Origin of the sequence: Corallococcus llansteffanensis (genome assembly GCF_003612055.1) — a bacterium.
In the GTDB taxonomy this organism is placed as follows: Bacteria; Myxococcota; Myxococcia; order Myxococcales; family Myxococcaceae; genus Corallococcus; species Corallococcus llansteffanensis.
On record NZ_RAWB01000318.1, the window covers coordinates 1 to 11,595 of the forward strand.

The following is an 11,595-nucleotide window of genomic DNA, read 5'->3' on the forward strand; positions in this document are numbered from 1 at the left end:
GCGGGCGTTCATAAAAGTAGAGCCCCTCCAGCTGCCGGGAAATGTGTTCGGTGGTAGGAGGGCGTCCAGGCAGGCTCGCGGTCCCGGGTTGACAGATCCGGTCCATACCTTCCACGGATCAGCACATGAGGCGGGGCACGGCTTGACTCCCGGAATATCCGGTGTCTAGGGTGCGCGGCCTCATCAAAGCCTCAGGTCCCTATTGGAGGGACACCCGCAGCTTCCGGTTGCTCCCCGCAGGCGGCTGCGAACACCTCTCAAACAGGGGGCAGTTGTACCGTTTCCAAGGACTTCCACTTCATGCAGCAGAACGTGAACCAGCAGATCGACGGCGGTGACGAAGACTTCGCGGCGATGTTCGAGGCCTCGCTCAAGGAGCGTGGTGGCGACGGAATCCTGAAGGAAGGCGAAATCGTCAAGGGCACGGTCGTGCAGGTGACGAAGGATTTCGCGATCGTCGACATCGGCTACAAGTCCGAAGGTCAGGTCCCGATCTCCGAGTTCACCAATCCCCGCGGTGAGGTCACGGTCAAGGCCGGCGACCCCGTCGAGGTCCTCCTGGAGAGCCGCGAGAACGACACCGGCATGGTCGTCCTCTCCAAGGAGAAGGCCGACAAGATGCGCATCTGGGACGAAATCTCCGCCGCCTGCGAGCGCGACGAGATCGTCAAGGGCACCATCGTCGGACGCGTGAAGGGCGGCCTCTCCGTCGACATCGGCGTGAAGGCGTTCCTCCCCGGCAGCCAGGTGGACATCCGCCCGGTGCGCAACCTTGATCAGTACATCTCGAAGGAGTTCGAGTTCAAGGTCATCAAGTTCAACAAGAAGCGCGGCAACATCGTGCTGTCTCGTCGCGTCCTGCTCGAGAAGCAGCGCGAGGAGATGAAGAAGGAGACCCTCAAGAACCTCAAGGAGGGTGCGGTCCTCAAGGGCGTGGTCAAGAACCTCACGGACTACGGCGCCTTCATCGACCTCGGCGGCATCGACGGCCTGCTGCACATCACCGACATGTCCTGGGGCCGCATCGGTCACCCCAGCGAGATGTTCAACGTCGGTGACGAAGTGCGCGTGGTCGTCCTCAAGTTCGACCCGACGCAGGAGCGCGTCAGCCTGGGCCTCAAGCAGATCCAGGAGGACCCGTGGCACCGCGCCGACGAGAAGTACCCGGTCGGCACCCGCGTGGGCGGCAAGGTCGTGTCCATCACGGACTACGGCGCGTTCATCGAGATTGAGCAGGGCGTGGAAGGCCTCGTCCACGTCAGCGAGATGTCCTGGACCAAGCGTCTCAAGCACCCGTCCAAGATCCTGGAGGTCGGCCAGGTCGTTGAGGCCGTCGTCCTCGACATCGATCCCAAGGCCAAGCGCATCGCGCTGGGCATGAAGCAGATCGAGCAGAACCCCTGGACGCTGCTCGAGGACAAGTACCCGATCGGCTCCGTCATCAAGGGCCAGATCCGCAACGTCACCGACTTCGGCGTGTTCGTCGGCGTCGAGGAGGGCGTGGACGGCCTGGTGCACGTGTCCGACATCTCCTGGACCCAGCGCATCAAGCACCCGGGCGAGATGTTCAAGAAGGGCGACGAGGTCGAGGCGGTCGTCCTCAACATCGACGTCGAGAACGAGCGCTTCAGCCTGGGCATCAAGCAGCTCCAGCCGGACCCCTGGGAGACGCTGTCCGAGCGCCTGCCCGTGGGCAGCCGCGTGAAGGGCAAGGTCACGAAGGTCACCGACTTCGGCGCGTTCGTGGAGATCGAGCCGGGCATCGAGGGCCTCGTCCACGTCTCCGAGCTGAAGGAAGAGCGCGTGGAGAACCCCCGCGACGTGGTGACGGAAGGCCAGGATGTCGAAGTGAAGATCATCGACATCAACACCCCGGACCGGAAGGTCGCGCTGTCCATCAAGGCCCTCATCGGCGAGGGCGAGGACTACCGCGAGTACCTGCGCAAGCAGGCCGAAGGCTCCAAGGCCCGCCTGGGCGACGTGATGGCGTCCAAGCTGAAGAAGTAATCAGCCCAACGTCGTGACGTGAATACGGCCGGGTTCCCGAAAGGGGACCCGGCCGTTTCACTTAGTGCCCAGCGGCTAATCGTTCCGATTCCGAGCTTGCGCTAAAGTCTAGGGTGCTCGGCAGGTGACTCAGGAGGCAATCTTGCATCCAGGCCCGTCTCGCGAGTGCCAACCGTGCGCTAGACCATGCCTCTTACGTAGCTGTTAAAATATTCGGTTTGTCCACTGCCCTGTCTAGCAAGCCCATGGTTCAAACAGGCACACATCTTGATCAGTTCTTCACACCTGACACCGTTGCAGAGAAAATGGTGAATCTGCTTTCAGGGAAAAACTACCGAACGCGAGCCTCGCCAATCATTGCAGACTTTGCCGCAGGTGAAGGCAGTCTCCTTGATGCCGCCGCGTCAAGATGGCCTTCAGCTAAATTTGTCGCGACAGATCTCGATATCCGTGTGATTGCACGCCTCCGACGCAGTCGTGCTTCCTGGAATATTGGCAAATGCGACTTTCTCTCTGCTACGTCTCGAGCAAGGAGTAGGGTCCTTGCCCCCTTTCGAGATGCAATTGATTTTATTCTGCTTAACCCTCCATTTACGTGCCGCGGGGGGACACGACATGTGGTCGCCATTGACAGCAATCAGATCCGTTGCGGCACAGCTGCCGCATTTCTACTGCACGCGGTTTCGTTCTTGGCGCCGACCGGGCAACTAATTGCCGTTTTGCCAGCATCATTCCTCACGAGCAAACGCGACGAGTCGTCGCGACAATACTTAGCCAGTCACGGGTGCATGGAGGTTGTAGGGCATTACGGCCGAAACACATTCAGCAACTGTTTCCCTCGCACGGTTCTTGTGAGATTCTCCAAGAACAAACTCTCTTCGCGCGACAGCAATCAATCTCCCATGCCTGCCTCAGGGCGAAGCGATTTGCCCAGCTCAGGCAAGCCAATGCGTCTGGACTCCAAAGTCTTGCCGATTAGCCTGCGGAGGCCCGTAAATGTCCAGATCGTCCGAGGGGTTACGCAGACACATACGCTAGGAAAGACAGACGGCGTTGCTCGTAGGTTTGTCCATACCACAGAACTGCGCCACGACCGCATTCGCGCGCGGGTAACAGCAGTACCTGGCCGAGCTCGAACGATCATCGGGCCGTCTATCCTACTTCCGCGCGTAGGTTCTCCAAGCCGAACAAAGATTGCAAACTATCAGGGCAAGCAACCCCTTGTTCTTTCGGACTGTGTTTTTGGTTTGCAATGTAGCGAGCGAGCTGACGCAGCGACCGTATACTCAATAATCCACAAGCACTGGGAAGAACTGGCTCAGCTCTATGGCGGGACAGGCGCTCGCTATCTTACTACTGCTGCACTTGAGGGGTTTCTCCGAAAGAGAGGAATACAAGTGGAGCAACTCCAGATCCTAGATGAAGGAACGCCAATTCCGTGCATCCGCGTATTTCAGGCTAGCCCGTAAGCCTTATCCATAATTGAACCTCCAGACGAATTCTCCCTGAGAGAAAAGTGGTGATGCCCAGTGCCAACCTCGTCAGCTAGAGCCAGTCCATTAGCAGTAAACGAAGAACGGGTCCTCACGAAGGCAGATTTTTTTGTTGACGTCCAGCTCTGGCCCCTTAACCGAGCCCTGAATCCACGTGGATGGCTCGAAAACTTCCCTCCTCAAGAAAAGGAACATGCTGTCAATCTTCTTAATGCTTTTTTATATTTTTCATCTCCGCTTTGCGATGCATTGCTGCTGGGGGCTTTTCGAAGCTTAAGTAAATATTTCGACAGCCGTGACGCGCCGTTCGTGACTACGCAAGGTCTCTGGCAGGGTTTTTGCGACTCCGTGTTGATCGTCCATGTCGAAGGGGAAAATCCAAGCACGACGGACAGCGGTTATGTTTTCGCGCGGGCGTCTCGCAAAGTGCTTGGAATTGTAGAAGCTCGAATAGTTAGCCCCCAGGTAGCTCTTGAGCGCTTAATTCAGTCCGGTCCTCTTCCCGTTGTTTTCGTCGACGACTTTGTAGGAAGTGGTAATCAGTTTACCACTGGCTGGCATCGACGGATTCAGCTCAGCGACGGAACGGAACACTCCTTCGATCAGCTTGAGAAAGCACGTGGAGGAAAGTTCTTCTATTGCCCGCTTATTTGCACTGAACTGGGAGCGGAGTCTATTCACCTTGAGTGCCCCAAAGTTGTGCTGGAGCCTGCGCATTTGTTGTCCGACAATTACAATGCTCTCTCAAGCAATTCACACCTTTGGCCTGATCACCTTCGGCCAACGGCCTATGACTTCATTGAGAACGCAAGTCGCCGAGCCGGAATACCGCTTGGCAAGTGGAAGGGCTTTCAGGACTTGGGGCTCGCCATTGCTTTTGAACACTCAGTTCCAGATGCGACCCTGCCACTATTTCACTGGGAGGGAAATGGATGGATTCCACTAATCCCCCGCAGATGAATGGCAGTGAACCCAAACAGCCTGATGTGACAAACAAAGGACTCAGGAAGGACACGGGAGTGAAGGAACTCGACGCCCAACTCGGAAATCTGTTCGGTGGATACCGAGCCGAATGGCTTGGAGAAAGCCTGTTTGAGCTTTTTACTGCTCCGACCTACTTTCCCGAACTGATGACGCCGCGCCCATGCGTACTTATGGGAGGGCGAGGTACCGGCAAAACAACGATCCTCCGCTGCCTCTCATATGTAGGTCAGTTCGCGCTCAACGGACAAAAGGCTGACTCTGTTCAATCCTGGGAATTCTACGGAATGTACTACCGCGTGAACACCAACCGCATGAGTGCATTCAAGGGTCCAGAGCTCGATGCACGTGGCTGGCAGCGTCACTTCGCTCATTATATCAATCTTGAATTGTGCGACAGCACGCTCCAATTTCTGGCATGGCATCAAATGCATTGCCCTGACGCGCCCACGCTTGGGCAAGATGCTTGTAACGCTGTCGCGGCAAGCTTGAATTTGGGGCTGGTGGACTCTTTGCGCGCCCTTTCGGATGGCGTCGCGGACGCTAGACTTCGCTTCGAGGCAACCATCAACAACATTGGAGATGAGAAGGGCGCGCCAGGACTGTCGATGCAGGGGGCTCCAATTGATCTCTTGTTCTCACACATCTCGAGACTTCCACACTTCAGGGATCGCAAGTTCTTCTTCCTTGTTGATGAGTATGAGAACTTTGAAGACTACCAGCAAGAAGTCGTAAACACACTGATCAAGCACTCCTCTGGCGCATACACATTTAAAATAGGAGTTCGCGAACTTGGGTTTCGACGTCGCACGACCCTGAATAACAATGAACAGCTAATCAGTCCGTCGGACTACGTGCTGATAAACATAGTGGACAAGCTCGAGGGACGATTTCCTCGATTTGCCGCAGACGTATGCAACGCTAGATTGGAGAGACTTCATGTCGCCGATCCTAAGGTCATTCGCTCTGTCGAAGATTTGTTTTCTGAACTCACTGAAGACGACGAGGCTCACCTTCTTGGAGTAAGCTCCAGGACGGGCGAACTGATGGATGTGCTTCGTCAAGAGGGCGCAACCTCGGCTGAACTGGCTGCCTTTGAGGCGCTGCCGCCAATGCTCGGTCATTTCCTGAACTTCTGGGCAATTGGCAAGCAAACACCTACACTCACGGCTCTTCGTGACTACATGCATGCCCCCGGGCCATGGTCACAACGGCTTGAAAACTACAAATACGCAGCGCTTTTTACGATTCGGCGAAAGAAGCGAGGAATTCGCAAGTACTATGCCGGATGGAGTGTTTTTGCGCGCTTGGCCGCGGGCAACATTCGCTACTTGCTTGAGTTAATTGATACGGCGTTGCTTGCACACCTACGCGATGGAAATTCGCTTTCGCGTCCGATTGACCCCAAGACTCAGACCGAATCAGCGGCGACTGTTGGCAGAAAGAATTTGACGGAACTGGAAGGCCTGTCGATTCACGGAGCACGGCTCACCAAAATGCTCTTGGGCCTTGGGCGTATATTTCAGGTCATGGCCGCGAAGCCGGAAGGTCATACGCCTGAGGCAAATCAGTTCGAGGTTCGAGACGATGCTGACGACGTCGGCATGATGAAGGCTGCGGAAGTAGATGACTTGCTCCGAGGTGCCGTCATGCATTTGGCGCTTTTGCGTTTCACGGGCACCAAACCGCAAGACGAGTCGAACACCAAGGCATATGACTACATGGTGCATCCCATTTTTGCGCCGCTTTTTGAGTTTAGCTACCGCCGCAAGCGGAAGATATCTTTGTCTGCGGAAGATGTTCTTGATGTCGTAACCAATCCGAATCAGGCGATCGGGCGAGTGCTTGAGCAGCAGCATCGCGACATGACCGACGCGCCAATTCCGGAGCAACTCCGATTGTTTGAGGGCTTTTATGCTGGAGGTGCGTAACCGGCCGGCGTTAACCGAAACTTTTCGCGGGCTTACTGATTTTGTGCCCAGCGCAGGTTCGGCCTATGTTTTTGGGAGTTCTGGCGAAGCTCGCAGCGCCCATGGCCTGGATTGGGAGCATCGGGCGCAAGGGGTGAAGTTTGTGCCCATTGTGAGCCAGGATGCAGCGTCAATTGCCGTCAAGCTAGGAGAAGAAACTTCTCCGGCGATATCTCTAAGGAGTGTTCGGGCGCTTGATGCCTTCTGGGGTTCGCTTGCAACTTCAGTTGTTTATCTTGATATCACAGGCTTGGGGCATCATGTGTGGGCGCCGCTACTTCGAACGGCTCTCTCAGGAGGTCGGACAGTTAGGGTCGTCTATGTTGAGCCGACAGACTATCGATATAGCTTGACGCCCACCGAGGGGGATATCTTCGACCTTAGTGAGCGGATTAGTGGAATCGCTCCTCTGCCTGGTTTCGCCTCTCTCGCCGGCCCTAGGGACGATGTCGTTTTTGTTCCACTTCTGGGTTTTGAAGGGACTCGACTGCAGTACGTGTTCGAGCAAGTTCAGCCTCCAGGAAACAAGACGGTGCCCCTTGTCGGTGTCCCTGGGTTTAGGCCGGAGTATCCATTCCACACTCTGTATGGAAACAGAGCGAAGCTTCTTGAGACGCGTGCTTGGCGGAACATGGAGTTTGCGCGCGCGAACTGTCCCTTCAGCGCAATGTATGCTCTTTCTGACATTGCTGCGCGTTGGCCGAAGGATGCCATCAAGATAGCACCGATCGGTACGAAGCCACATGCTCTTGGGGCCGTCTTGTTTTATCTAACCACGACGCGAACGGTTGAGCTTGTCTATGACCATCCGATTCGAAAAAAAGAGCGAACCATCGGAGCTGCGTCTGTTTTCGTGTATCACGTTTCGGCGCTTCAATTTGTTGGTCCCAGAGTGGGCGTGTCCACGCCTCAAAAGGCCGGGTAGTACGAACCGTAAAGGTTGGCCATCTCTGATTCATCGCGGCTGAATTGCTCCATTAGAAGATTTGGCTAGTGACGGGTTCCACTTCTGTCACTTCTGAGGCGTGGAGGCTTTCGGTCGCTTGCATCCTCTGAAACGCCCCGTGATAAGGGCGTCCGGCGCTGTTAGCGAAGTCCCTTCCAGGAGGCAGTTCCATGGCTCGTGAAGTCGTCATCGTGGGCGCGGCCCGTACCCCCATCGGCTCCTTCCAGGGCGCCCTCTCCAAGCTCACCGCGCCCCAGCTCGGCGCCATCGCCATCAAGGCGGCGCTGGAGCGCGCGGGCGTGAAGCCGGAGGCCGTGCAGGAGGTCATCATGGGCAACGTGCTCCAGGCCGGCGTGGGCCAGGCCCCCGCCCGTCAGGCGGCCATCTTCGCGGGCCTCCCGGAGACCGTGCCGGCCGTCACGCTGAACAAGGTCTGTGGCTCCGGCCTCAAGGCCGTGATGGCCGCGGCGCAGTCCATCGCCCTGGGCGACGCGGACGTCATCGTCGCGGGCGGCATGGAGTCCATGAGCAACGCGCCCTACGTCAGCCACACGATGCGCGGTGGCGCCCGCATGGGGAACGTGGAGTTCAAGGACGCGATGATCCTGGATGGCCTCTGGGACGTGTATGACAACGTCCACATGGGCATCTGTGCGGAGGCCTGTGCCACCACGCAGGACATCAGCCGCTCGCAGCAGGATGAGTTCGCGCTGGAGTCCACGCGCCGCGCCATCCAGTCCCAGAAGGACGGCCACTTCGTTTCGGAGATCGTCCCCGTGCAGATCCCCGGCAAGAAGCCGGACGAGTTCGTCACGGTCTCCGAGGACGAGGGCCCGAAGAACGCCCGGCCGGAGAAGATCCCCACCCTGAAGCCGGTGTTCAAGAAGGACGGCACGGTGACGGCCGCCAACGCGTCCTCCATCAACGACGGCGCCGCGGCGCTGGTGCTGATGAGCGAGGAGAAGGCGAAGGCCGAAGGCCGCACCATCCTGGGCCGCATCAAGGGCTACGCGCAGGCGGCCCGCAAGCCGGTGGAGTTCACCATCGCTCCGGCGGACGCCATCAACACGCTGCTCAAGAAGCAGTCGCTGACCGCCAAGGACGTGGACCTCTGGGAGATCAACGAGGCGTTCGCGGTGGTGTCCGTCGCCAACAACCGCATCCTCGGGCTGGATCCCTCCAAGGTGAACGTGCGCGGCGGCGCGGTGGTGCTCGGCCACCCCATTGGCGCCTCCGGTGCGCGCGTGCTCGTCACGCTGCTGCACACGCTGAAGGACCAGGACAAGAAGCGGGGCGTGGCGTCGCTGTGCATCGGCGGCGGCGAAGGCATCGCGCTGATGGTCGAGCGCTGAGGGCGCACGGATGAACAAGGTCTACGCGAGCGCGGATGAGGCGGTCGCCGACATCCCGGACAACATCACCCTCATGAGTGGTGGGTTCGGGCTGTGCGGCAACCCCGAGAACCTCATCGAAGCCCTTCACAAGAAGAACGTGAAGGGCCTCACCATCATCTCCAACAACTGTGGCACCACGGAGCTGGGCCTGGGCGTCCTGCTGCAGAACAAGCAGGTCAAGAAGATGGTGGCCAGCTACGTGGGGGAGAACAAGGAGTTCGAGCGGCAGTTCCTCTCCGGTGAGCTGGAGGTGGAATTGAATCCGCAGGGCACGCTCGCGGAGCGCATCCGCGCGGGGGGCTGCGGCATCGGCGGGTTCTTCACGCCGACGGGCGCGGGCACCCAGGTGGCGGAGGGCAAGGAGTCGCGCATCATCGACGGGCGGCTGCACGTCCTGGAGACGCCGCTCAAGGCGGACTTCGCCATCATCCACGCGTACAAGGCGGACACCTGGGGCAACCTGGTGTTCCACAAGACGGCGCGGAACTTCTCCCCGATGATGTGCATGGCGGCGAAGGTCACCATCGTGGAGGCGGAGCACATCGTGCAGCCGGGGGAGCTGGATCCGGACCTCGTGCACATCCCGAGCATCTTCGTGCACCGCATCGTGCAGGCGAAGAACCTCCACAAGTGGATCGAGCGGCGGACCGTCCGCAAGAAGGCGTCCTGAGCCATGCCCCTGTCACGTGAACAGATCGCGCAGCGCATCGCCCAGGAGCTGCGGGACGGCTTCTACGTCAACCTGGGCATCGGCATCCCCACGCTCGTGCCCAACTACATCCCGCCCGGGGTGGAGGTGGTGCTCCAGTCGGAGAACGGCCTGCTCGGCATCGGGCCGTATCCGGAGGAGGGGAGCGAGGACCCGGATCTCATCAACGCGGGCAAGGAGACGGTGACGGTGGTGAAGGGCTCCGCCTTCTTCGACTCCGCGCTCTCGTTCGGGATGATCCGCGGAGGCCACATCGACCTGGCCGTGCTGGGCGCCATGGAGGTCAGCGAAGAAGGCGACCTGGCCAACTGGATGATCCCCGGCAAGATGGTCAAGGGCATGGGCGGCGCCATGGACCTGGCGGTGGGTGCCAAGCGCATCTACGTGGCCATGGAGCACGCCAACAAGGACGGGCAGCCCAAGATCCTGAAGAAGTGCTCGCTGCCGCTGACGGGCCTCAAGTGCGTGCACCACATCGTCACCGACCATGCCTTCATGGACGTCACGCCGGAGGGTCTGGTCCTCCGGGAGCTGGCGCCCGGGCTGACGGTGGAGCGGGTGCAGCAGCTCACGGAGCCGAAGCTGAAGATCGCGCCCGACCTTCGTGAGATGAAGTTCTGAGCCTCCCGGGCTAGGGTGCCCTCCGTTCCCCAGGGACGGAAGGCACCTTGCCCCCTCGGAAGCGGAGCGCATCATGGCCGACCCCCAGGAAAAGCACGTCCCCGCGCCGAGAGCCCACCGCATCGACCATGAGCTGCCCGTGGCCTACCGCACGGTGGCGGGCTTCGTGACGGACTGGGCGGTGAACCTGTCGCGCGGCGGGCTGTACATCAACACGCAGCAGCCCCTGCCGGTGGGCACCGTGGTGCGCCTGCTGGTGTCGCTGCCGGGCGCGAGCTTCCCCGTGGACCTGGTGGGGAAGGTGACCCGCACCACCGCGCAGGGCACGCCTGGCTCCGAGGTCCCGGGGATGGCGGTGGAGTTCGTGGACGTTGATGACGACAAGCGGTCGCGCATCGAAGCGTTCGTGGAGCGCCTGCGGGAAGCCCTGCCGGCGGACGAGCGTGGCAGCGCGACCCGGAAGTAGGGCGGCCGTCCCAGGCGTCCCCTTGAGAGCGCCTGCATGCTGACGCTGCCAGAGACCCCCATCGAACTGACGATTGAACGGCTGGGCCAGCTCGGCGAGGGCGTGGCCTCGTGGGAGGGCCGCACCGTCTTCGTGCCCGGCGCCTTCCCCGGCGACACCGTGCGCGTCCAGCTGGAGTCCCATGGGCGGGTGCTGCGCGGGCAATTGCGCCAGGTGCTCACGGACGGGGCGGAGCGCGTCACCTCGCGCTGCGTCTACTCCGAGGCCTGCGGCGGCTGTGACTGGCTGGAGCTGGGGGTGTCGGCGCAGCGATCCGCGAAGCAGGAGATCGTCCTCTCCACGCTGGAGCACCTGGGCCACCTGCCGCGCACGGGCTTCACGGTGCGACCGCTGATGGTGGCGCCCCGGGACTGGGGCTACCGGCGCCGCGCGGTGCTGCATGGGGCGGGCAAGGGGGCGCTCGGCTACTTCGGCCGGCGCACGCATGAGCGCGTCCCGGTGGACGTGTGCCCCGCGCTCACGCCCGTGCTGACGGCGCTGCCGGGGAAGCTGGCCCCGCTGCTCAAGCCGCTGGCGAAGGACACGGAGGAGGTGCTGCTGCTCGCGGAAGGGGACAAGGCCGCGTTCGCGGTGAACCTCTCCGGGTCGGTGACGGCGCGGCACCTGGAGGCCGCGGAGGCCGCCGTGCGCGCCCTGCGGCTGGAGGGCGCGGTGCTGGTGCCGAAGGAGGGCTCCGCGCGGCTCCTGGGCAAGCCAGTGCTGCGCTCGCTGTCGCCGCTGCGGCCGGAGGTGCCGGTGTACCTGCGGCCGGATGCGTTCGCCCAGGCGCACGCGGAGGCCAACGTGGGGCTCGTCTCCTCCGCCATCCAGGAGCTGGGGGCGCGGGAGACGGACTCGGTGCTGGAGCTGTACTCGGGCAACGGCAACTTCACCTTCCCGCTGGCGGGCACGGCCGCGTCGGTGCTGGGGGTGGAGTCCTCGCCGGTGGGCGTGGAGCTGGCCCAGCGC

10 protein-coding genes are annotated in these 11,595 nt (G+C 60.6%); all 10 read left to right on the forward strand.

Annotated elements, in window-relative coordinates:
* Window positions 1-300: 300 nt before the first annotated feature.
* A complete protein-coding gene (locus D7V93_RS26285; RefSeq protein WP_120609105.1) occupies window positions 301-2,007 on the forward strand; it encodes a 30S ribosomal protein S1 in 1,707 nt (568 codons plus the stop codon).
* Between the two features lie 305 nt (window positions 2,008-2,312).
* Window positions 2,313-3,476 (forward strand): methyltransferase, encoded by a 1,164-nt coding sequence (locus D7V93_RS47715; protein ID WP_372338348.1) that lies wholly within the window; start codon window positions 2,313-2,315, stop codon window positions 3,474-3,476.
* Window positions 3,477-3,536: 60 nt separating this feature from the next.
* Window positions 3,537-4,460: a phosphoribosyltransferase-like protein gene (locus D7V93_RS44520; RefSeq protein ID WP_147451332.1), complete on the forward strand. Its 924-nt coding sequence runs from the start codon at window positions 3,537-3,539 to the stop codon at window positions 4,458-4,460.
* A 59-nt stretch (window positions 4,461-4,519) separates the two neighbouring features.
* Entirely contained in the window at window positions 4,520-6,412 is a 1,893-nt protein-coding gene (locus D7V93_RS44525; RefSeq protein ID WP_147451333.1) for an ORC-CDC6 family AAA ATPase, read from the forward strand.
* The gene (locus D7V93_RS44530; RefSeq protein WP_147451334.1) at window positions 6,396-7,376 is read left to right on the forward strand and encodes a hypothetical protein; all 981 of its coding nucleotides are present in this window, start codon (window positions 6,396-6,398) and stop codon (window positions 7,374-7,376) included. Before D7V93_RS44525 ends, D7V93_RS44530 begins: the two co-directional genes overlap by 17 nt.
* 191 nt (window positions 7,377-7,567) lie before the next feature.
* Window positions 7,568-8,749 carry a thiolase family protein gene (locus D7V93_RS26300; RefSeq protein ID WP_120646013.1) on the forward strand — a complete coding sequence of 394 codons (1,182 nt, stop codon included), beginning with the start codon at window positions 7,568-7,570 and terminating at the stop codon, window positions 8,747-8,749.
* A gap of 10 nt (window positions 8,750-8,759) precedes the next feature.
* On the forward strand, window positions 8,760-9,461 hold the full coding sequence (locus tag D7V93_RS26305; RefSeq protein ID WP_120646014.1) for a CoA transferase subunit A: 702 nt from the start codon (window positions 8,760-8,762) through the stop codon (window positions 9,459-9,461).
* A gap of 3 nt (window positions 9,462-9,464) precedes the next feature.
* Entirely contained in the window at window positions 9,465-10,121 is a 657-nt protein-coding gene (locus tag D7V93_RS26310; RefSeq protein WP_120646015.1) for a CoA transferase subunit B, read from the forward strand.
* A 73-nt stretch (window positions 10,122-10,194) separates the two neighbouring features.
* A complete protein-coding gene (locus tag D7V93_RS26315) occupies window positions 10,195-10,587 on the forward strand; it encodes a PilZ domain-containing protein (RefSeq protein WP_120646016.1) in 393 nt (130 codons plus the stop codon).
* 36 nt (window positions 10,588-10,623) lie between these two features.
* On the forward strand, window positions 10,624-11,595 hold a 972-nt coding region (locus D7V93_RS26320; RefSeq protein ID WP_147451335.1), incomplete at its 3' end, for a class I SAM-dependent RNA methyltransferase.

Excerpts from the sequence above, each read along its gene's own strand:
- D7V93_RS26285 (WP_120609105.1), top strand. The coding sequence starts at position 301 with ATGCAGCAGAACGTGAACCAGCAGATCGACGGCGGTGACGAAGACTTC.
- D7V93_RS47715 (WP_372338348.1), top strand. The coding sequence starts at position 2,313 with ATGGTGAATCTGCTTTCAGGGAAAAACTACCGAACGCGAGCCTCGCCA.
- D7V93_RS44530 (WP_147451334.1), top strand. The coding sequence starts at position 6,396 with ATGCTGGAGGTGCGTAACCGGCCGGCGTTAACCGAAACTTTTCGCGGG.
- D7V93_RS26300 (WP_120646013.1), top strand. The coding sequence starts at position 7,568 with ATGGCTCGTGAAGTCGTCATCGTGGGCGCGGCCCGTACCCCCATCGGC.
- D7V93_RS26305 (WP_120646014.1), top strand. The coding sequence starts at position 8,760 with ATGAACAAGGTCTACGCGAGCGCGGATGAGGCGGTCGCCGACATCCCG.
- D7V93_RS26310 (WP_120646015.1), top strand. The coding sequence starts at position 9,465 with ATGCCCCTGTCACGTGAACAGATCGCGCAGCGCATCGCCCAGGAGCTG.
- D7V93_RS26315 (WP_120646016.1), top strand. The coding sequence starts at position 10,195 with ATGGCCGACCCCCAGGAAAAGCACGTCCCCGCGCCGAGAGCCCACCGC.